Origin of the sequence: Amycolatopsis sp. NPDC004079, from assembly GCF_040610415.1 — a bacterium.
GTDB classification, from domain to species: Bacteria; Actinomycetota; Actinomycetes; order Mycobacteriales; family Pseudonocardiaceae; genus Amycolatopsis; species Amycolatopsis halotolerans.
Map to the genome: position 1 here is coordinate 1 of NZ_JBEXMH010000053.1, position 19,881 is coordinate 19,881.

General features: G+C 69.8%; 18 protein-coding genes and 1 pseudogene. 5 read left to right on the top strand and 14 right to left on the bottom strand.

Annotated elements, in window-relative coordinates; genetic code table 11:
* The 5 genes and pseudogenes from ABZX37_RS37140 to ABZX37_RS37160 all read right to left on the bottom strand — a co-directional run.
* Nucleotides 1-72: pseudogene (locus tag ABZX37_RS37140) on the bottom strand (NUDIX hydrolase); the annotation flags it as partial.
* A gap of 65 nt (nucleotides 73-137) precedes the next feature.
* Nucleotides 138-1,211, bottom strand: a complete 1,074-nt coding sequence (locus ABZX37_RS37145; protein WP_354747680.1) for a Glu/Leu/Phe/Val dehydrogenase dimerization domain-containing protein — start codon at nucleotides 1,209-1,211, stop codon at nucleotides 138-140.
* 147 nt (nucleotides 1,212-1,358) lie between these two features.
* Nucleotides 1,359-2,558 (bottom strand): kynureninase, encoded by a 1,200-nt coding sequence (locus ABZX37_RS37150; protein ID WP_354747682.1) that lies wholly within the window; start codon nucleotides 2,556-2,558, stop codon nucleotides 1,359-1,361.
* Nucleotides 2,555-3,346 (bottom strand): tryptophan 2,3-dioxygenase family protein, encoded by a 792-nt coding sequence (locus ABZX37_RS37155; RefSeq protein WP_354747684.1) that lies wholly within the window; start codon nucleotides 3,344-3,346, stop codon nucleotides 2,555-2,557. The genes ABZX37_RS37150 and ABZX37_RS37155 overlap by 4 nt, the downstream gene beginning before the upstream one ends.
* Nucleotides 3,347-3,354: 8 nt before the next feature.
* Nucleotides 3,355-4,128, bottom strand: coding sequence for a PaaX family transcriptional regulator C-terminal domain-containing protein (locus ABZX37_RS37160; protein ID WP_354747799.1), 774 nt, complete (start codon nucleotides 4,126-4,128; stop codon nucleotides 3,355-3,357).
* Between the two features lie 88 nt (nucleotides 4,129-4,216).
* On the opposite strand from ABZX37_RS37160, the gene ABZX37_RS37165 reads away from it, so the two are divergent.
* A complete protein-coding gene (locus ABZX37_RS37165) occupies nucleotides 4,217-4,921 on the top strand; it encodes an SDR family oxidoreductase (protein WP_354747686.1) in 705 nt (234 codons plus the stop codon).
* The gene (locus ABZX37_RS37170) at nucleotides 4,918-5,745 is read left to right on the top strand and encodes an enoyl-CoA hydratase family protein (RefSeq protein WP_354747688.1); all 828 of its coding nucleotides are present in this window, start codon (nucleotides 4,918-4,920) and stop codon (nucleotides 5,743-5,745) included. Before ABZX37_RS37165 ends, ABZX37_RS37170 begins: the two co-directional genes overlap by 4 nt.
* 63 nt (nucleotides 5,746-5,808) lie before the next feature.
* Here the strand turns inward: ABZX37_RS37170 and ABZX37_RS37175 are convergent, their stop codons facing one another.
* From ABZX37_RS37175 to ABZX37_RS37200, 6 genes are read right to left on the bottom strand one after another with little or no spacing between them, the layout of a single operon-like run.
* The gene (locus tag ABZX37_RS37175) at nucleotides 5,809-6,630 is read right to left on the bottom strand and encodes a MerR family transcriptional regulator (protein ID WP_354747690.1); all 822 of its coding nucleotides are present in this window, start codon (nucleotides 6,628-6,630) and stop codon (nucleotides 5,809-5,811) included.
* Between the two features lie 49 nt (nucleotides 6,631-6,679).
* A complete protein-coding gene (locus ABZX37_RS37180; protein WP_354747692.1) occupies nucleotides 6,680-7,600 on the bottom strand; it encodes an SMP-30/gluconolactonase/LRE family protein in 921 nt (306 codons plus the stop codon).
* A 9-nt stretch (nucleotides 7,601-7,609) separates the two neighbouring features.
* A complete protein-coding gene (locus ABZX37_RS37185; RefSeq protein ID WP_354747694.1) occupies nucleotides 7,610-8,266 on the bottom strand; it encodes a histidine phosphatase family protein in 657 nt (218 codons plus the stop codon).
* A 14-nt stretch (nucleotides 8,267-8,280) separates the two neighbouring features.
* On the bottom strand, nucleotides 8,281-9,036 hold the full coding sequence (locus ABZX37_RS37190) for an SDR family oxidoreductase (protein WP_354747696.1): 756 nt from the start codon (nucleotides 9,034-9,036) through the stop codon (nucleotides 8,281-8,283).
* Nucleotides 9,037-9,080: 44 nt separating this feature from the next.
* A complete protein-coding gene (locus ABZX37_RS37195) occupies nucleotides 9,081-9,281 on the bottom strand; it encodes a hypothetical protein (protein ID WP_354747698.1) in 201 nt (66 codons plus the stop codon).
* A 1-nt stretch (nucleotide 9,282) separates the two neighbouring features.
* Nucleotides 9,283-9,579, bottom strand: coding sequence for a YciI family protein (locus tag ABZX37_RS37200; protein ID WP_354747700.1), 297 nt, complete (start codon nucleotides 9,577-9,579; stop codon nucleotides 9,283-9,285).
* 396 nt (nucleotides 9,580-9,975) lie between these two features.
* Between ABZX37_RS37200 and ABZX37_RS37205 the strand changes: the two genes are divergently transcribed.
* Complete coding sequence (locus tag ABZX37_RS37205; protein ID WP_354747702.1) at nucleotides 9,976-10,914, top strand: hypothetical protein; 939 nt, start codon at nucleotides 9,976-9,978, stop codon at nucleotides 10,912-10,914.
* Nucleotides 10,911-11,597 carry an ATP-binding cassette domain-containing protein gene (locus ABZX37_RS37210; RefSeq protein WP_354747704.1) on the top strand — a complete coding sequence of 229 codons (687 nt, stop codon included), beginning with the start codon at nucleotides 10,911-10,913 and terminating at the stop codon, nucleotides 11,595-11,597. Before ABZX37_RS37205 ends, ABZX37_RS37210 begins: the two co-directional genes overlap by 4 nt.
* Nucleotides 11,598-11,603: 6 nt before the next feature.
* Here ABZX37_RS37210 and ABZX37_RS37215 read toward each other — a convergent pair whose 3' ends face one another.
* The gene (locus ABZX37_RS37215) at nucleotides 11,604-13,229 is read right to left on the bottom strand and encodes an acyl-CoA synthetase (protein ID WP_354747706.1); all 1,626 of its coding nucleotides are present in this window, start codon (nucleotides 13,227-13,229) and stop codon (nucleotides 11,604-11,606) included.
* A 265-nt stretch (nucleotides 13,230-13,494) separates the two neighbouring features.
* Here ABZX37_RS37215 and ABZX37_RS37220 point away from each other — a divergent pair, with 265 nt between their 5' ends.
* Nucleotides 13,495-15,189: a bifunctional 3'-5' exonuclease/DNA polymerase gene (locus ABZX37_RS37220; RefSeq protein WP_354747708.1), complete on the top strand. Its 1,695-nt coding sequence runs from the start codon at nucleotides 13,495-13,497 to the stop codon at nucleotides 15,187-15,189.
* Nucleotides 15,190-15,357: 168 nt separating this feature from the next.
* On the opposite strand, the gene ABZX37_RS37225 is transcribed toward ABZX37_RS37220, so the two are convergent.
* Together ABZX37_RS37225 and hrpA are read right to left on the bottom strand one after the other, a co-directional pair.
* Nucleotides 15,358-15,936, bottom strand: coding sequence for a hypothetical protein (locus ABZX37_RS37225; protein ID WP_354747710.1), 579 nt, complete (start codon nucleotides 15,934-15,936; stop codon nucleotides 15,358-15,360).
* 72 nt (nucleotides 15,937-16,008) lie between these two features.
* On the bottom strand, nucleotides 16,009-19,881 hold the full coding sequence (gene hrpA, locus ABZX37_RS37230; protein ID WP_354747712.1) for an ATP-dependent RNA helicase HrpA: 3,873 nt from the start codon (nucleotides 19,879-19,881) through the stop codon (nucleotides 16,009-16,011).

The following is a 19,881-nucleotide window of genomic DNA, read 5'->3' on the forward strand; positions in this document are numbered from 1 at the left end:
GAGGGACCAGCGGCCCAGGTGTGGATCTAGTGCTCGGCGCCACAAGAGGACGCGCAGTGTGTCGGAGCGCACTTGAAGGACTGCCGCCAGAACCTTCTCAGAGTCCCTCAGGGTTCCCCTCACGGACGTTTGCCTTGCTACACCGTGAGGATCGAGCGCAGGCGGCCGACATCGGTCATCCGGCGTTCGGCCAGGCGGTCGGCGGCGGCAGCGGGAGGCACGCCATCCGCCTTGGCCAGTTCGTACACCGCCTTCGTGGTGTCAAAGATGGCCGCTGTTTTGCGCTGGGCGCGGGCGAAGTCGAAGCCGTGCCGTTCGTCGTCGACCTGGATTACGCCGCCCGCGTTGACCAGGTAGTCGGGGGCGAACAGGATGCCGCGGTCGTCGAGCAGCTTGTCGACGCCAGGGTGGGCGAGCTGGTTGTTCGCCGCGCCGCAGACGATTCGGGCTCGCAGGGCGGCCACGGTCTCGTCGGTGAGCACGCCGCCCATCGCGCACGGGGCGAAGACGTCCAGCTCGGTGCTGATCATGGTGTCCACATCGGACACCACCTCAACGCCGGGGTAGGCCGCGCGAGTGCGTTCGACCGCGCCGGGTGCGACGTCGGTGATCACCACGTGGGCGCCAGCTTCGACCAGGTGGCCGACGAGGATGTGGCCGACCTTGCCGACCCCGGCGACGCCGACGCGGCGGCCGGTCAGCTCGGGGACGCCCCAGACCTGGTCCGCCGAAGCGCGCATTCCCTGGTACACGCCGAAAGCGGTGAGCACAGAGGAGTCGCCGGCCCCGCCGTCCTCTGGGGAGCGGCCGGTGACGTGCCGGGTCTCGCGGGCGACCACGTCCATGTCGCGCACGTAGGTGCCCATGTCGCAGGCGGTGATGTACCGGCCGCCGAGCGAATCCACGAACCGGCCGAAAGCGCGCAGAAGCGCTTCGGACTTCAGCGTGTTCGGGTCGCCGATGATGACGGCCTTGCCGCCGCCGAGGTCGAGGCCGGCGAGTGCGTTCTTGTACGCCATTCCCTTGGAGAGCGCGAGAACGTCGTCCAGCGCGGCGTCTTCGGTGGCGTAGGGGTAAAACCGGGTTCCGCCGAGGGACGGGCCCAAGGCGGTGGAGTAGATGCCGATGATGGCCTTCAGCCCGCTGGCCTCGTCGTGGCAGAACACGACTTGCTCATGGCCGCTGTGCCGGCCGAACACTCCTTCGGTCACGGTGGTGACTCCTTTGTCTCCCACGCGGCTCGTGGCCGCGCAAATGTGTGAACGGTGCGCACCGGGGAGCGGGGGTTGCCCGTTCACTGGTGCACACCGTCAACCTACTTCGCCGTTCTCCGGGCCACCACCCGCATCCCGGGAGCTTCACCCCAGATCCGCGACAGCTTCCCGAAGGGTGGAAATCGCGGTCTCGAGCTGTTCATCCGACAGGTATGGCGCGGGGCCGAACCTGAGGTAATGGCCCCGGCTGTCGGTGCGCACGCCGCGCGCGGCCAGGCGTTCGCATAGTTGCCCGGCGACGGGACTGCGCAGCGAGAGGAAGCCGCCGATGCCGTCGAGCGGGGTGTCCCGGTCTCGGGTGACGACGTCGGCGGGGAGGCCGAGGTCGTCGAAGCAGCGGGCGAGCAGACCGACCTGGTGCTGCGACACCTCGCGCAGGAACTCGGCGGTGAGTCCTTCCTCGGCGAAGAACCGCTGCACCCGCACGCCGCGGTAGTGGCTCGACGGGTCGTAGGTGGCTCCGGCGAACCGGTCGCCTCCTGGTGCGTAGGCGACTTCGTCTGGCCGGCGTTCATCGGCGAGAGCGCCGAATTCCGCGTACCAGCCGGTAATCACCGGGCGCAGTTCTTGCGCGTGCGCGGGCAGGCGCAGGAAGCAGTTGCCCTCGCCGAGTTGCAGGTACTTGTAGCCGCCGCCGAGGACCCACGCGTTGGTGAGGCCGAGGTCGTGCAGCGGGAACGGGACCGCGCCGACCGCGTGGTAGGCGTCGACGACCAGCTCGACCGAGCGGCTCCGGCAGGTTTCCGCCAGGTGCGCGAGACCCGGCACGATCCAGGACGTCTCGAACAGCACTGCCGACGTGAGGACCGCGGCGGTGCGGTCGTCGACCTGGTCGGCGAGCCGTTCGGCCAAAGTGGCCACGGGCGCGGCGGGCACGCGGACCACCTCGACGCCCTCCTCGGCCAACCGCGTGAGCTGGCGGCGCAGAGTGTGGAATTCTCCGTCCGTGGTCACCAATCGCGGCCGCTTCCGGAGTTCGATCGCGGACAGGAACCGCAGCACGAGCTCGTGCGTGTTCTGCCCGAGCGCGTAGTCGCCGTGCGGATCGGACAGCCATTGCCGGAACCCGTTCCGCAGCTCGTCGGCCTTCGCGAACGCCCGGCCCCACTTCTCGTCCACCTCCTCCGCGGCGTCGGCGAACGCTTCGCGCAGGCCTTCTTCGGCGACGTCCGGCCAGGCCTGGTGCGAATGCGCGGACAGCAGCAGCCGGTCGGCGACACGGAACCGCGAGTAGTGCGGGGCGAGCGCGTTTTCCTTGGCGCGCAAAGATTCCACAGTGGTCACAACCGGCTCCGCACGGCCCACAGGTCCGGGAACATCGGGGTGAACAGCGTGGTGCGCAGGTAGGTCGCGCCGGACGAACCGCCGGTGCCGGTCTTGTCGCCGATCGTGCGTTCGACCATCTTCACGTGCCGGTAGCGCCATTCCTGCAGGCCCTCGTCGAGGTCGACCAGCGCCTCGGCGAGCACCGACGGGCCGCCGTCGTCCTGGTACACCTTCAGCAGCACCTCCTGCAGCTCCGGCGACGCCTCGAGCGGACGGGTCACGTCGCGGTCGGTGGCCACCGGGTAGCCCTTTCCGGACAGATACGTCAGGAACGAGTCGAAGACCGACGGACGGCGCATCGCGTCGGCGATCCGGGTGCGCTGCTCGCCGCCGTCCGGGTAGTGCGCGAACACGCGCTCGTCGCGGCGGCCGAGCACCGCCTCCAGCTCGCGGAACTGGCCGGACTGGAAGCCGCTCGACGCGTCGAGGCGGGCGCGGAAGCTGGTGAACTGGCTGGGCGTCATCGTCTCCAGCACGTCGATCTGCGCGACCACCACCTTCAGCACGGTCAGGATGCGGCGCAGCGTGCGGATCGAATGCGCGGTGTTGCCCGCTTCGAGGTTCTCCTGCAGGAACGCGGCCTCGTGCAGGATCTGCTTGAACCACAGTTCGTAAACCTGGTGGATCACGATGAACAGCAGTTCGTCGTGTTCGTCCGAGCGCGGGCGCTGTGCGGCGAGCACCTCGTCGAGCGCCAGGTAGGACGTGTAACTGAGCGCGGCTTGGGTGTCGGCTGTTCCGGTCATCGGGTTCCTCATCTCGTGGACAGGGTTCGGTCGAAGTGGCGCTGCGCGGGTGGCGCGAGCGCCGAATACAGGTCGTGGAACAGCTTGACCGCGGCGTCCCGGGTTTCCGGCGCCGGGATCAGTTCGGACGGCAGTTCCGGGTCCAGTGAAGGAAATTCGCGATAGGTGTGCACCAGGCGGGTGCGGACGGCGAACGCCTGCGCGTCGCTGAGATCGCCTGGGCAATCGCCGAATTCGGCGACGAACGCGGCGTAACGGGCGGACAGTCCGTCGAGGTCCCACGCCCGTCCGGCCAGGCGGCGCACGTCCAGCGCGGCGGACGGGGTGCCGAGCATCAGCCCGGCGTGCTCGGCGACTTCGAGTTCGGTGAGCACCGCGAGCACCTCGGCCTCGCGGTCGTGCGGGGCGAGCCAGGTGCCGTCCTGGACCGGGCCGAACCCGAGGAAGCGCAGCCGCCGCACCAGCCGCTCGCGGGATTTGCGCCGGGTTTCCGGGATGTTCTGCCACAGCACGGTCCAGGTCCCGGCCGGTTCGTCGCGGCGGCCGAGGCCGAAGATCCGCCGGTCGCCGTCGTCGAGCAGGGCGACCGTGCGCGAGGTCAGCGAGTAGTGCACCAGCCTGCCCTCGCGGTGCCGGGACAGCAGGCCGCGGCGCACCAGCCGGGTCAGCGCGATCCGCGCCGCGCCGTCGGAGAACCCCAGCTCGTGCAGCAGCGCGACGAGACCGCCGGACCACACGCGCCTGCTTTCGCGCGGGCGCACGTAGCTGCCCAGCAGCGTCATCACGAGCTCCTGGGGCGTGCGGGCGGGTTCGGTGTCGGGCACGAGGCAACTCTATACACCTCAGCCCGCTGCAGTGTAGCTTTCGGGAGTGAGCAGTTTTTCGGACCGAGTTGTCGTGGTCACCGGCGGCACGCGCGGCATCGGCGCGGCCGTCGCCGAACGGTTCCGCAACGCCGGCGCGACGGTGCACTCCCCCGGCCGCGCCGACTGCGACGTCACCGACGAGGCCGCCGTCCGCGCGTACTTCGCCCAGCTCGGACCGGTCGACGTGCTGGTCAACAACGCTGGGGTGTCGTCGAGCGCGCCGCTGGCGAAGACCGGGCTCGACGATTGGCGCGGCCAGTTCGAGGTGAACGCGACCGGCGCGTTCCTGTGCACCCGTGAGGTGTTGCCGGGGATGCGCGAACGCGACTTCGGACGGATCGTCACGGTCGCGTCGACTGCGGGACTGGCTGGCGCGCGCTACACTTCGGGCTACACCGCGTCGAAGCACGCGGCGGTCGGCTTGATGCGGGCTGTGGCGGCGGAAGTGGCTGGCACGGGCGTCACGTCGAACGCGGTGTGCCCGTCGTTCGTCCGCACCGATATGACCGCGACGTCGGTGGCCCGGATCCGCGAGCGTACCGGCCGCGACGAGGCGGACGCGGAAGCCGCGCTCGCCGCCGCCTCCCCGCTCGGACGGCTGCTCGAACCCGGCGAAATCGCGTACGCCGTGGAGTTTTTCGCCGCCCCGGAGGCGGCCGCGATCAACGGACAGACCCTCGTACTCGACGGTGGAGGAATCCAGAAATGAGCCCGTTCCGCGCCAGTGTCCCGCTCACGAAATCGTGGGAGCACTTCGAGTTCACCGTGGACGACGGGGTCGCGACGGTGACCTTCGACCGTCCGGAAAAGCTCAACGCGCTCACCTTCGACGTCTATGCCGACCTGCGCGACCTGGTCGCCGAATTGCCGCACCGCGGCGACGTGCGGGTGCTCGTGCTCACCGGGAAAGGGCGCGGATTCTGCTCGGGCGGCGACGTCGAGGAAATCATCGGCGAGCTGCAGAAAATGGACACCGCGGAACTGCTCGAATTCACCCGGATGACCGGCGCGGTGGTGAAAGCCATGCGCGAAACGCCGATCCCGATCATCGCGGCGATCAACGGCGTCGCGGCCGGCGCGGGTTCGGTCCTCGCACTGGCGAGCGATTTCCGGCTGCTGGCCGAATCGGCGAAATTCGCGTTCCTGTTCACGAAGGTCGGCCTGGCGGGCGCGGACATGGGTTCGGCGTATCTGCTGCCGCGCCTGGTCGGCCTCGGCCGGGCGACGGAATTGCTGATGCTGGGCGACAAACTCCCCGCCGCGCGCGCCGAAGCGATCGGGCTGGCGAACCGCGTGGTGCCGGACGCCGAGCTGGCCGACGAGGCCACCGCGCTGGCCCGAAGGCTCGCGGACGGCCCGGCGCTGGCGTACTCCACCACGAAGGTGCTGCTGACCCGCGAACTCGACAGCGACCTCGGCAGCTCGATCGAACTGGAAGCCATCACGCAGGCGCTGTTGATGACGGCCAAGGATCACAAGGAGTTCTACGCCGCCTGGACCGCCGGTCGCAGTCCACAGTGGACCGGCCGCTGATTGTCCGTGAAGGGCTCCTTGAAGGAATCTAGTTCCCTCAAGGAGCCCTTCACGGACCGCTGGTCAGGCCCGGGTCACCGAGACCTGGAGTTCCGTCACCCAGTCGTCGCGGTTTTCCGGGCACTCCAGGTTGACCTCTCGGGGGTAGCCGGTCGACTGGTAGCCGTTGGCGTCGATCCAGCGGGCCAAGGCCTGAGCCGCCGGATCGATCGTCTCCATCGAGCCGCGGTGCACGACGGCCGCCGCGTGGTCCAGCGGCGGCAGGTCGTGGACCCGGACGTCGCCGTCCCGCTGCGGGGCGGAAACCTCGACGGCGGCGTGGACGACGACCTTGCCGTCGGCCTCCGGGACGTCCTCGTAATAGGCCACTCCGGGTCCGGTGCACCCGATGCCCGCCGCCTCCAGCCGCCGGAAAAGCTCGGCGTAGAGCGGTCCGATGACCGGGCCGATGTCCTCGGGCTCGAAACTCGCGGCGATCGCGGTCAGCTCCGCCACCCGCACGGCGGGGACGCTCTTGATGACGACGTCGTTCTCGGGCATGTGCCCCTCGCTTTCGATCGCGCGGAGCCTCGCCTCGACCCGGACCAGCCGGGCCGCCGCGGCCGCCATCGCCGCCTCCAGGTCAGCCCGCCGCAGCCGCAGCATGGCGCCCAGCTGCTCAGCGGTGACCTTCTCGTCGAGGATCTCCTGGACCTGCTGGAGAGTGAAGCCGAGATCCTTGAGCGCGATGACGCGGTTGAGGCGCGCCAGCTGGGCGGCGGCGTAGTACCGGTAACCGGTGGCGGGGTCGACGTGGGCCGGGCGCAGCAGTCCGGTCGCGTCGTAGTGCCGCAGCATTCGGACCGAGACGCGGCCGTGCCGGGCGAAATCTCCGATAGTGAACATGACGTCTTAGAGTTGACCGCCTGACACGGTGTGAGAGTCAAGAAGCTGGTCAGAGGTCGGTGTAGGCGAGCGCGTTCTCCTCCAGGGAGCCGAACCACAACCGCCCGTGGTACTCGCGGATGCCCACCAGCAGGTGGAATCCCGGGATCTCGCCGCGCAGTTCCCGCACCACCGAGCCGTCCGGGGCGACGGCGACCGCGCCCACCCGGCGTTTCGGCGCGGGCTGCACCGCGTCCGGCAGAGCGCGCACCGCCGTCCGGACCGCGCGCGGCAGACGGCGCACGACGTCGAGGGCACGGACGCGCGGGCTGGCCTCGGTGATCCAGATCAGGCCGTCCGAACCGGTCGCGATGTTGTCCGGGAAGCCCGGCAGATCGTCGATCAGGACGTCCTGGTCGCCCGCGCGCGGACCGGTCAGCCAGACCCGGCTCACCCGGCACGCGCCGGTTTCGGCAACCGCCACAAAGGACTCGTCCGGCGGCAGCGCGACGCCGTTCGCGAACTGGAGACCGTCGGCGAGCAGGTCGATGTGACCGTCCGGCGCGCGGCGCAGCAGCCGTCCGCCCGCGGTCTGTTCGATGAGGTCGTCGCGCCAGTTGTCGATGCCGAAGCGGCGCGAGGAGTCCGTGAAGTAGACCGTGCCGTCGGCGGCGACCGCGGCGTTGTTGCAGAACACGAAATCCAGCCCGGCACCGGACGTCGCGAGGGTCGTGGTCTCGCCGCCGGCCAGCGGCATGGTCAGCAACCCGGCACGGGCGTCGCAGATCAGCAGCTCGTCGTCGCCGTACAGCTCCAGCCCGAGCGGGCGGCCGCCGGTGTCGCCGATCAGGTCGATCCGCCGCCCGTCCGGGGAAAGCCGCAGGATCCGGCCGTCGTCGACGCCGGTGTAGACCCGGCCCTCGGCGTCCACGACCACGTCTTCCGGACCGTGCCCGTTCACCGGGACGACCGTGACCTCACCGAACTGCACGCCGGCCTCCTACCGGTAGCTGAGCAGCCGCGAGTTCTCGCCTTCGAGATGCGGATGCTCGTTGAAGGACAACAGGTTCACGCCGCCGCGGCCGGACGTCAGCTTCGTGATTCCGGTGTTCACGGTGACGCGGTTCAGCTTCAGCAGCCCGGGCCCCGGCGTGCCCAGCAACGATCCGGCGACCGCGCCCAGCACCCCGCCGGAGGTGAACACGAGCCCGTTTTCGCCCTTGCCCAGCGAACCGGCCAGTTCCGCCAGCGCCGCCGTGGAGCGGCCGAGGAAGGCGGGCCAGCTTTCCGCGCACGGACCAGTGTCGCCGGAGTCGACCCACGCGTTCAGCGCGGCGTCCAGCAACTGCTGGTACTCGCGCGAATCCTGTTGCGGCGCACCGCCCGCGTGGTGCGCCGCGATGTCGACGTGGTCGTATTCGTTCCAGCGTTCGTCCTCGATCACCGGCACGTCGCAGCCGAGGACCTTCAACGCCGTCGCCGCGGTGTCCCGCTGGCGGGCCAGCGTTCCCGAGCGCACCTGCGAGAATTCGACCCCGCGCCGTTTCAGCTCCGCGCCGACCACTGTGGACTGTTCGAAACCCAGCGGCGACAACGCGTCGTAATCCGCCGCGCCGAACGACGCCTGCCCGTGCCGGATCAGGTAGATCGCACCCATTTATGCCCGTCCCGTCAGGAAAACATCCGAAGCAACCGGCCCGGAGCGAAGCGTACCGCGAGACTCAGCGGTACCCAGGGCCACGAAGGCACGTACGCGCGCTTCGGCTCCGCTTCGATCGCCTTGACCAGCGCGTGCGCTCCGGCTTCGGCCGACACCATCAGCGGATTGGGTTTGGTCGAGCGCGCGGTCATCTCGGAGCTGATGTAGCCGGGCCGAACGTCGGTGACCGTGATGCCGTGGCTGCTCAGTTCCAGCCGCGCGCCGTCGGTGAACGCGGAGATCCCGGCCTTCGACGCGGAGTACGCGGTGAGGTTCCGGGGAAAACCGCGCAGCGCCATGAACGACGAGATCACCGCGAGGTGCCCGTCGCGCTGCTCGCGGAAGATCCCCGCCGCCGCCTCGATCTGGGCCACCGCGCCGACAAGGTTGGTTTCGAGGGTCTGCAGGTTGGCGTCGAACCGGCCCGCGCCGACCGGCTGCCCCTTGCCGAGCCCGGCGTTGACGATCACGCGGTCGAGCCTGCCGAGCTCCGTCCGGAACTCCTCGAACACGTCGAAGACGCGCGCGTGGTCGGTGACGTCGAGCGCGCGCGTCGCGACGGTGATGCCCGGGTACCCGGCGCGCAGCTCGGCGGCCAGGTTGTCGAGCCGTTCGGTGCGCCGGGCGCACAGCGCGAGATTGCGGCCGCGAGCGGCGAACTGCCGGGCCATTCCCTCGCCGAGACCGGAGCTGGCTCCGGTGATCAGGATGTTCTGCCGCAGGACCATGCCCGGAGCCTACCCGCTGGTAACCAATCAGACGCTCCCGCGGCTCACGCTGCCGCCCACCTCCGCTCGGCCCGCTCCCGGCTGCCGGGAATCAGCCGGAAGAGCAGCTTCGGCACCGCCCCGGCGAAGTAGTACGTCTTGCCGTCGACCTCCAGCGCGTGCTGCGCTTTGCCCGCGGGCGCTTTGTCCGCCGGCCCCAGGCTCAGTGCGAACGCGCACTTGCCGTCGAACTCCGGCTCGGCCATTTCACGCCCCCGGCGGGGGAAGGATTTCCAGCACGTCGATCGTGCCGATCTCGGTGTGCGGGTGCCCCTCGAGAAGACTCCGCACCGCGTCCGCCGAATCGGCCTGCAGGATCGAGTACCCGCCGATCGTGCCGTCCCCGCCCGCGGTGGGCGCGCCGCCGTCCACCACCGCTTCGCCCGCTTTCGCGAACCACGCCGTCCAAGCTTGCATCCCGGCGGCCTGCTGTTCCGGCGTCGCCTGGGCCATCCGCTCCGCGGCCGACTGGTCGGCGCGGTAAAGGAGAAGGAATTTCGCCATACCGATCACCTGCGATCGAGGGAAACCGCCCCGCTGACGGGGATCGGGCCCATGGTCTGCCGCTTCGGCCGCTCGCGCAAGTCCGGCGGATCCGGCGCGGATGACCGGTGGCCCGGCTTCTGGGGGCATGCCGGGCCACCGGTTCCGGGCGCGGCCGCCGGCCGGGCGCGGGGCGCGGTCCGCGCTGCCGGGGCCGAGGCTCCGGACGCGCCGGGGGCGGCGCGTTCCGTCCTGGCCATGGAAGCGCGACCGTGCAGGTCAGGGCAATGGTTCACAGTTGCCAGTACTAGCCCGTTCGTCGGAGTGGTACGGCGGTACAACCTGGTCCGGCGGCTGCTACCGTGCCTGTGTCGGACTCGGCACAGTCGGTTACCGCTGGGGGCGGTCGAGAAGGAAATGACGCAGCGACATGCGGGCCAAGCGGGTCCGGACGCCGACGGAGGCGCCCGGACCGCGTTCGCGAGCGCGCTGCGCGCCGCGATCGGAGCCAGCGGGCTTTCCCTGGACCGGATCCAGGCACGGCTGCGCGCCCGGGGCGCGACGGTGAGCGTCACGGCGCTCAGCTATTGGCAGTCGGGCAAACGCCAGCCGGAACGCGCCGGATCGCTGTCGGCGGTGCGGGTGCTGGAGGAAATCCTCGACGTCCCCGACGGCGCGCTGCTCGGCCTGCTGCCGCCGCCCCGGCCGCGCGGGGCGAGCAGGCGCGACCGGGCGGGCGAGGAGCCGGTCACCTTCACCCGCGAGATCCTGCAGCCGCTGCTGGACCGCGTCGGCGCGCCGGACGCGCTGGACCAGCAGCACCAGCTGAAGCTCATCGGGCTGCACGACCGCTGCGACATCGCGGCCGACGGAGGCCAGCTCGCGGTCACCTCGCGCGCGGTCTTCCAGTCCGGTGCGGACGGTCAGGACCGCTGGCTCCTGGTGTACGCGCAGGGTGACGCGACCGCGGTGCCCGACTTGCAGCCGGTGCGCAACTGCCGCGTCGGACGCGCCGAAGTGGACGACGACCACGGCATCCTGGTGGCCGAATTGCTCTTCGACCGCGCGCTGGAACGCGGCGAGACGCACCTCATCGAGTACACCCTGCGCAACTCCGGGCCGCCGTATCCGCAGTGCCGGGCCACGCACTACCGGGAATTCCGCCGCCCGGTCCGCGAGTACCTGCTGGAGATCCGCTTCGACCCGACCGCGGTGCCCGCCCGCTGCTGGCAATACGCGAACGCCACCGACGAAGCGCCCGCCCGGCGCCGCCTGCGGCTCGACAGCGGCAACGGCGTGCACGCGATCGCGCTGGACTTCGGACCGGGGATCTTCGGCATCGGCTGGGGTTCGTGAGTCCGGCGGCTGAGCTGCGGGAGCTGACCGTACTGGTCGACACGGGACGGTGGCGCGAGACGGTTCTGGATTCGGTGTGTCTTGTGGTTCCGGCGGGGCTCACTGCGCTGCTCGGCGAATCCGGATGCGGCAAATCGATGGTCGCGGCGGCGTTGACGGGCTCGCTTCCTTCGGTTGCGCACCGGACTGGAGAGGTACGCGTTCGTGGCAGCGTCGGGTTCGTGCCGCAGTCCGGGGTCACGGCGTTCGCCGCGGAGCGAACCGTCGGCTCGCAATTGGACGAGCGTCAGCAGCTCTATCGCGGCCGGAGCGTCGAGGACGCCTGCAAGGCAGCGGTCTATCCCGAGGAGACACTGGATCTTTATCCGCACCAGCATTCCAGCGGGCAAATCCAGCGGGCCGCGCTCGCGGCGGCCCTGCTGTCCGAACCGGATCTGCTCGTGGTGGACGAACCCAGCGCCTCGCTCGACCGCGGCACCGCCTACGAAGTGTGGGCCAGCCTGCGCGCCTATGCCGATACTGGCACCGCCGTGCTGACCATTACCCACGACGGCGCGATGCTGGCCGAGACCGGGTACGCCGACGCGATGGTGTTCATGCAGAACGGACGCACCGTCGCCGCCGGGTCGCTCGCCGAGATTCGCACCCTCGCAAATCCTTACCTGGAGGGCTTTTTTCAGTGACCGTGCTCAACTGAGCTTGGTCCGCAACACCTTCCCGGTCGCGTTGCGCGGCAACTCCTCCAAGAACTCCACATCCCGCGGCACCTTGTAGCGCGCCAGATTCGCCTTCACGTACTCGCGCACGCCGTCCTCATCCAGCGTCGAACCTTCCGTGCGCACCACAAAGGCCTTGAGCCGCTCGCCGAAATCCGGGTCCTCGACGCCGATCACCGCGGCTTCGAGGACGTCTTCCCGCTCCACCAAAAGGTTTTCCACCTCGATCGGGAACACGTTCTCGCCGCCGGAGACGATCATCTCGTCGTCGCGGCCGTCGATGAACAGCAGGCCGTCCTCGTCGAAGTGGCCGACGTCGCCGCTGGAGAGCAGGCCGTCGATGATCTCCTTGTTGCGGCCGTCGGTGTAGCCGCCGAAGCTGAGACCGCTGCCGACGAACACTCGTCCGGTCACGTGCGGCTCGGTGATCTTGGTGCCGCGCTCGTCATACAGCGCGACGCGGCAGCCGACCGGCGCGCGTCCCACGGTGCCTGGCGCGCGCTTCCAGTCTTCCGGCGTCGCGACGGTCGCCACTGCGACTTCCGTGGAGCCGTACAGGTTGTGCACGACGTCGCCGAATTCCTCGTTCGCCCGGTTGCCGAGATCCGGCGACAGCGCGGACCCGGCGACGAAGATGATCCGCAGGCACGAGGTGTCGTAGCGATCGCGGACTTCCTTCGGCAGGTCGACGATCCGTTGGAGCATCGTCGGCACCAGAACGAGCGCGGTGCACCGATGCGTGGCGACGCCCTTCAGCGTGGCCTCCGGGTCGAACTTCCGGCGCATCACCACCGTGCAGCCGAGCGCGAAGCTAAGGATGAACTGCGACAGCCCGGTGCCGTGGAACAGCGGCGCGCCCATGAAGGTCGCCTCGCCGGAGCGCAGCGGGATGCGGTCCAGGAACTGTGCCGACGCCAGCGCGGACGTGTGCGGTCGCGGCGCGCCCTTGGGGGTGCCCGTGGTGCCGCTGGTGAGCAGCACGAACCCGCCGGCTTTGGCGGGCGCGGGCACCGGGCGGTCGTCGGTGCTGGCGATGATCTCGGCGAGCACCGGGATCTCGTGGCCGCCCGGCTGGTCCACCCAGGCCAGGTAGCGGTCGACGTCTCCGTCGATCGCGTCGAGCAGGCCGGTGAACTCCTGGTCGTAGACGAGCGCGGTGACGCCCTCGCGGTTGGCGACATCGGCGAACTGCGGCTTGGCGAACCCGGTGTTCATCAGCAGCAGCCGCGCGCCGAGCTTGCCCGAGGCGGCCATCGTGAGCACGAGCCCGCGGTGGTCGCGGCACAGCGCGGCGATCACCGAACCGGGGCCGAGGCCGCGCTGTGACCAGGCGCGGGCGAGCGCGTTGGACTGGTCGTCGAGCTGCTTGAAGGTGAGCGGGCCGAGGTCGTCGACGATCCCGACGGCCGTCGAATCACGCCGGGCCGCGATGTGGTTCGCGCCGGCGAACGGGCCGTACTTGCGGATCGCGACGAGGGAACGCAGGCCCTCGTCGAGGCGGGGAAACGGCACCAGCCCGGCGCGCCGCATCACCTCGACGCTGCGCACGGTCTCGGTCAGCTTGCCGGCCACCTGACCGGCCAGCTCGGCCACACTCATCCGGGCACCTCCATTGCTGCTGCGGGAGCGCCCACGCCGACGGTCTCCGTACCGCCGGTATGGGAGTTACTCGACAGTAAAGCAAGGCCAGGCCGCGCACCAGTGCCCGGCCGGGGAGGAAATCTCCGGTACCGGTCACCGACTGTCCGTGAAGGGCTCCTTGCGGGAATCCGATTCCTTCAAGGAGCCCTTCACGGACCGCGGAGAACCAGGCCGGGGCGCCGGGTGTGCGGAAATTGTCGGTGCTGGTCCGCACAATGTGACGGTGCAGGTGATCACCGGCCGGGAGGAAGAGTCCGGCTACACGATCGAGGGCCCCGCGGGGACCCTCCGCGGGCTGTCGCGCGCCGACTGGGTCGACGAGGTACGTCGGCTGGAAGCGGCCGAGAGCCCGCGCTGGGTGCTGCCCTCGGCCGAGGAGATCTACCCCGCACTGGTCAAGGCTGGCGTGCGGCTGGGCCGGTGCTACGACCTGTCGCTCGCCGAGGGACTGCTGCTCGCCTACGAGGGCCGGGAGGGCGAATCACGCAGCCTGCGGGCAGCGTGGGCCCGGGCGAACGGGGACGAACCGCCCGACGACGGCCCGGCCTTCGGCGAGGACGCCCAGCCCACGCTGTTCTCCCCGCGCGGCCCCGGCCTGCCACCGGGCGTCACGGTCGTCGCCGCGGCCCGACGAGTCCTGGCTGAGCAGGAGAAACGCGTGGCCGCCACCGAGGCCCCCGCCCGGATGCGGCTGCTGCTCGCGGCCGAATCGGCAAGCGCACTGGCCGCCGCCGAAATCTCCGCCGCCGGGCTCCCCTGGCGCGCTGACCGCCATCTGCAACTGCTGGAAGAACGCCTAGGACCGCGCGTACCCGCTGGTCAACGTCCGAAAGCCCTCGTCGAGCTAGCCGCGAAGATCTCGGCGGCCCTGGGCGGACGGCCAGTGAACCCCGACTCGTCGGCCAGCGTCGTACGCGCGCTCGGCCGGGAAGGCATCGAAATCCCGGCGGCACGAAAGTACCTGCTGCAGGACATCGACCACCCCGCCGTCGCGCCCCTGCTGGAGTACAAGGAACTGTCGCGGCTGCATTCGGCCAACGGCTGGGCGTGGCTGGACGAATGGGTCGCCGACGGACGATTCCGGCCGCACTACGTCGTCGGCGGCGTGGTGTCCGGCCGCTGGGCCACCCGGGGCGGCGGGGCGCTGCAGATCCCGCGCGCGCTGCGCTCCTGCGCGTCCGCGGACCCCGGCTGGAAACTCGTCGTCGCCGACGGCGCACAACTGGAGCCACGCGTCCTCACCGCGTTGTCCGGCGACCGCCGCCTGGCCGAAGTCGCCGCGGCGACCGATTTGTACGCCCGATTGGCAGAAGCCCTGTTCTCCGGTACGCGCTACGTCCCGCTCCGCCCCGGGGACACGCGAGACGACCGTTCGCGCGCGAAGATCGCCATGCTGTCCGCGATGTACGGCGGCACGTCTGGCGAGGCTGGGCCGCTGCTTGCGTTGCTGCGCCAGCGTTTCCCGGACGCGGTGTCCTATGTGGAGCACGCCGCCGCAGCTGGCGAGCGGGGCGAGCGAGTCCGGTCACGGCTGGGCCGCACCTCCCCGGCCCCGTCTGCGGCTTGGCGCGCCTTGACCGGTGGCCTCACCGAGGACGAGGCGACGGAGACTCGCGCGCGCCGGGCGTCGCGGAGCTGGGGGCGGTTCACGCGGAACTTCGTGGTGCAGGCCAGCGCGGCTGACCTGACCGCGGTCTTGTTGGCCACCTTGCGCGGGCGGCTGCCCGATCCGGCGCATCTGGTGTTCTTCCTGCACGACGAGGTGATCGTGCACGCGCCCGCGGAGCTGGCGGATGAGGTCGCGGCGATCGTGGAGGCGGCGATCCAGGAGGCCGCGAGGCTGGTCTTCGGCGAGGCCTGCCCGGTGCGATTTCCGATGCACGCGAAGCCGGTGGACACTTACGCGGAGGCGAAGTGAGCGCGCTCGCCTCGGCGGCCTTCCCAGCCGCCCCAGGAATGTCCGCACACCACACGGCGGGTTCCGCCTCACCGGTACGGCTGAACGCCGGACCGCGCCGGGTCACCGTGGCCGGATTTCGAGCGTTTCTCCCGCGCGAGCCGACGGCGCCGGCAGCCGGGGCCGTCCTCAGTCGCCGATCTTGACCTGCATTCGCACGGTTCCGCCGGGATGATCGCGAAAGTAAGTCAGGATCTGCGCGCTGTCCGCCGTGCAGCCGGCGTTCGTGAAGCCGTTTTGTTCCGTGTAGCCCAGAATGACGGAACATTTCGCGATAAAGGTGTACCGGTCGGGCAGCAGCACGAAGAACGTCGCCACCGCGGTGCCCGGCCCGCCGTCATTGCGGAAAATGGCGCTCATCGTGCAGGCGGAGCCCTGGCACGGTCCGTCCCATTGAGAGGACCGCACCTGGAACGCGGGTTCCGCGGGCACGGTGGTGCTGGGACTGTCCGGAGTTTCCAGGGTGCTGCGCGGGGTGGTGCTCGGCGTGATTTCGACTGTCCGCACCGGGCTTGTCGGCGGTGTGCCAGCAAGCGTGTCCGTCGCCTGCGCCCGGCCCGCCCCGGCGACTGAATCGCCCGCGGCTCCGGAAACCGGGGTGTTTTTGCTCGTGGGCGGCGAAATCCATTCCTTTAACGGATTGAACCCGGTCAGCGTATTGACAGCCACCAGAATAGCCAGAACGCCGCTCACCACGCCGATGATCAACGACCATTTCTTGACGCCGGAATCGTCGTCGGGCTTCTTCGGCTCGTCCCCCTCGCCTGCCATCGGGCGATTCTACAGCGCTTCGTCCAACGCCTTCGTAATCCGCTTCAGCGACACCGGATGCGCCGTCCCCAATGTCTGCGCGAAGAAGCTCACCCGGAGTTCCTCGATCATCCACCGCACCTCCGCCAGGGCGGGCGAAGACGTCCCGGGCGGCAAGGCAGCCAGCGCGTCCTGGTATTCCTTCGTGATCCACGCGACGTCGGCCATGCGCTGCAGGTCCCGCGTCTGCTCCAGCGGCAGCTTCTCCAGCCGCCGCTCGATGCCGCGCAGGTACCGGACCACGTTCGACAGCCGTCCGGCGCCCGTTTCCGTCACGAAGCCCTTGTGCACCAAGCCGTCCAGCTGACGGCGGATGTCCGCCAGCGACTCGGCCGGGCCGCGGGTGTCGGACAGGCGCGTTTCGACGTCGATGGCCGCGCGCAGGATCCGCTCGACCTCCGTCAAAACCTCCAGCACCTTCGGGTTCAGCCCCGCCCGCACCTTTTCCAGCAGCGCGGCGAAACCCGCCTCGTCCCAGACCGGGCCGCCCGCGGCGGCCATCAGCGCGTCGACAGCACAGTCGACGCAATCCTCCAGGAGGCCCGCGACACTGCCGTGCGGATTGCGGTTCAGCACCAGCTTCGAGGAGTTCGACAGCGAGCGCGTAATGAACTTCATCGGCGAGTTCAGGTTCAGCCGCAGCATTCGCCGCGTGCCGGACCACATCGCGTGTTGCTGTTCGGCGGGCGTGTCCAGCAGCCGCACGGCCACCGACGCGCCCTCGTCGACCAGCGCCGGATACGCCTTCACGTCGTGGCCACGCCGGGTGGAGGCGAAGACCTTCGGCAGCTCGCCGAAGGACGGCTGCACCAGACCCGCCTTCTCAATGCTGTTGGCAGCCTTGGAAATCGTCTCCCGCACGCGCGGCGCGAGGCGGCGCTTCAGCTCGTCCAGGTCCTTGCCCTCGGCCACCCGCTTGCCGCGCTCGTCCACCACCCGGAAGGTGATCCGGAGGTGATCCGGCACCGTCGAGAGGTCCCACGCCGAATGCGGGACGTCGATGCCGCGCATCGCGTGCAGCTCGTCGCCGAGGATGTCGAGAAGCGGACCGTCCGAAGGGGACATTCGCGTCAACGCGTCCGCGGCCGTGTCGGGAGCCGGGACGAAGTTGCGCCGCAACGTTTTCGGCAGCGACTTGATCAGCTGCGTCGCCAGTTCGCCGCGCAGGCCAGGCACCTGCCAGTCGAAGCCGTCCGGCGTCACCTGGTTCAGCACCGGCAGCGGGATGTGCACGGTCACGCCGTCGGCGTCCGCGCCGGGCTCGAACTGGTAGGTCAGCTTGAAGACGTGCGTGCCCTGCGTCCACGAGTCCGGGTAGTCCGATTCGCGGACCGCGCCCGCGACCTCGTTGATGAGCATGGACTTCTCGAACGACAGCAGGTCCGGCTCGTTCCGCCGCGCCTTCTTCCACCAGCTGTCGAAGTGCCGCACGGACACGATGTCCTCGGGCACTCGCGCGTCGTAGAACTCGTACAGCGTCTGGTCGTCCACCAGGATGTCGCGCCGCCGGGCGCGGTTCTCCAGGTCTTCGACCTCGTCCAGCAGCGCGCAGTTCTCCGAGAAGAATCGATGGTTCGTGTGCCAGTCGCCCTCGACCAGCGCGTGCCGGATGAACATGGCGCGCGAGATCTCCGGGTCGATGCGGCCGTAGTTCACCCGCCGGTCCGCGATGAGCGGAACGCCGTACAGCGTCACCTTCTCGGTCGCCATCACCGCGCCCTGCTTGCGCTCCCAGTGCGGCTCCGAATACGAACGCTTCACCACGTGCTGCGCGAGCGGTTCGACCCAGTCCGGCTCGATCCGCGCGTTGACCCGGCCCCACAGCCGCGACGTCTCGACCAGCTCGGCCGACATCACCCAGCGCGGCTGCTTCTTGAACAGCGCCGAGCCGGGGAACACGGAGAACCGGGCGCCGCGCGCGCCGAGATAGTCGCCCTTCGCCGGGTCCTTGAGCCCGATGTGCGACAGCAGCCCGGAAATCAGCGCCGTGTGCACGTGCTGCGGTTCGGCGGGCGTGGTGCTGAGCGTGATGCCGAGCGGTTTGGCGAGCTGGCGCAGCTGGCCGAAGATGTCCTGCCACTCGCGGATCCGCAGGTAGTTCAGGTATTCGGTGCGGCACATCCGGCGGAACTGGTTGCCGGTCAACGTCTTCTGCTGTTCGCTGACGTACTCCCACAGCTTCAGGTAGGAGAGGAAGTCCGACGTCGGGTCCGCGAACCGGGAGTGCTGCGCGTCGGCGGCCTGCTGTTTCTCCGCCGGACGCTCGCGCGGGTCCTGAATGGACAGTGCGGCGGCGATGATCATCACCTCGCGCACGCAGCCGTTCTGGGCGGCCTCCAGCACCATCCGGCCCATCCGCGGGTCGACCGGCAGCAGCGCGAGCTTCCGGCCGACCTCGGTGAGCTTCGAGGAATCGCCGGTCTCGAACGCGCCGAGCTCCTGCAGCAACTGCACGCCGTCGGTGACCTGGCGGCGGTCCGGCGGCTCGACGAACGGGAACGCGTTCATGTCGCCGAGGCCGAGCGACGTCATCTGCAGGATGACCGACGCCAGGTTCGTCCGCAGGATCTCCGGATCGGTGAACTCCGGCCGCGATTCGAAGTCTTCCTCCGAGTACAGCCGGATGCAGATGCCGTCCGAGGTACGACCGCAACGACCCTTGCGCTGGTTCGCCGACGCCTGCGAGACCGCCTCGATCGGCAGCCGCTGCACCTTCGTGCGGTGGCTGTAGCGCGAGATGCGCGCGGTGCCCGGATCGATCACGTACTTGATCCCGGGCACGGTCAGCGAGGTCTCGGCGACGTTCGTGGCCAGCACGATCCGCCGCCCGGTGTGCCGCTGGAACACGCGGTGCTGGTCAGCGGCGGACAGCCGCGCGTACAGCGGCAGCACCTCGGTGTTCCGCAGGTCCAGCCGGTTCAGCACGTCCGCGGTGTCGCGGATCTCGCGCTCGCCGGAGAGGAACACGAGGATGTCGCCCGGGGCCTCGCCGGACAGCTCCTGGACCGCCTCGGCGATCGCCTGCGTCTGGTCGCGGTCCGGGTCGCCCTCGGGCTCGTCCGGGTCCACCAGCGGGCGGTAGCGCACCTCGACCGGGTAAGTCCGGCCGGAGACCTCGACGATCGGCGCGTCGTCGAAATGCCGCGAGAACCGCTCCGGGTCGATGGTCGCCGACGTGATGACGACCTTCAGGTCGGGACGGCGCGGCAGCAGCTGCTTGAGGTAGCCGAGGATGAAGTCGATGTTGAGGCTGCGCTCGTGCGCCTCGTCGATGATCAGCGTGTCGTACTGGCGCAGCATCCGGTCGGTCTGGATCTCGGCCAGCAGGATGCCGTCGGTCATCAGCTTGACCAGGGTGTCCTGGCCGGAGTGGTCGGTGAACCGGACCTTGTAGCCGACCGTGTCGCCCAGTTCGGTCTTCAGCTCGCTGGCGATCCGGTCGGCGACCGTGCGCGCGGCGAGCCGGCGCGGCTGGGTGTGCCCGATCTGCCCGCGCACGCCGCGGCCCAGCTCCAGGCAGATCTTCGGCAGCTGGGTGGTCTTGCCCGACCCGGTCTCCCCCGCGACGATCACCACCTGGTGATCGCGGATCGCGTCGCCGATCTCGTCCTTGAGCCTGCTGACCGGCAGCTCGGCGGGGTACTCGATCTTCGGCACGCTCTCGCGGCGCTGCCGCACGCGCAGCAGCGCCGTTTCGACGTCGGCGGCGATGCGCTCGGCCGTCTCCTGCTTGCCACGAGACCGGCGCGCGCCGTCGAGACGACGACGGAGCCGGTACTCGTCGCGCAGCATCAGTTCGGGCAACTGGGCGCGCAGCTCTGCGAAGGGGGATGGAGTGGACAT

Excerpts from the sequence above, each read along its gene's own strand:
- ABZX37_RS37155 (WP_354747684.1), bottom strand. The coding sequence starts at position 3,346 with ATGACCGGAACAGCCGACACCCAAGCCGCGCTCAGTTACACGTCCTAC.
- ABZX37_RS37160 (WP_354747799.1), bottom strand. The coding sequence starts at position 4,128 with ATGACGCTGCTGGGCAGCTACGTGCGCCCGCGCGAAAGCAGGCGCGTG.
- ABZX37_RS37170 (WP_354747688.1), top strand. The coding sequence starts at position 4,918 with ATGAGCCCGTTCCGCGCCAGTGTCCCGCTCACGAAATCGTGGGAGCAC.
- ABZX37_RS37175 (WP_354747690.1), bottom strand. The coding sequence starts at position 6,630 with ATGTTCACTATCGGAGATTTCGCCCGGCACGGCCGCGTCTCGGTCCGA.
- ABZX37_RS37185 (WP_354747694.1), bottom strand. The coding sequence starts at position 8,266 with ATGGGTGCGATCTACCTGATCCGGCACGGGCAGGCGTCGTTCGGCGCG.
- ABZX37_RS37190 (WP_354747696.1), bottom strand. The coding sequence starts at position 9,036 with ATGGTCCTGCGGCAGAACATCCTGATCACCGGAGCCAGCTCCGGTCTC.
- ABZX37_RS37195 (WP_354747698.1), bottom strand. The coding sequence starts at position 9,281 with ATGGCCGAGCCGGAGTTCGACGGCAAGTGCGCGTTCGCACTGAGCCTG.
- ABZX37_RS37200 (WP_354747700.1), bottom strand. The coding sequence starts at position 9,579 with ATGGCGAAATTCCTTCTCCTTTACCGCGCCGACCAGTCGGCCGCGGAG.
- ABZX37_RS37205 (WP_354747702.1), top strand. The coding sequence starts at position 9,976 with ATGACGCAGCGACATGCGGGCCAAGCGGGTCCGGACGCCGACGGAGGC.
- ABZX37_RS37215 (WP_354747706.1), bottom strand. The coding sequence starts at position 13,229 with ATGAGTGTGGCCGAGCTGGCCGGTCAGGTGGCCGGCAAGCTGACCGAG.
- hrpA (WP_354747712.1), bottom strand. The coding sequence starts at position 19,881 with ATGTCCACTCCATCCCCCTTCGCAGAGCTGCGCGCCCAGTTGCCCGAA.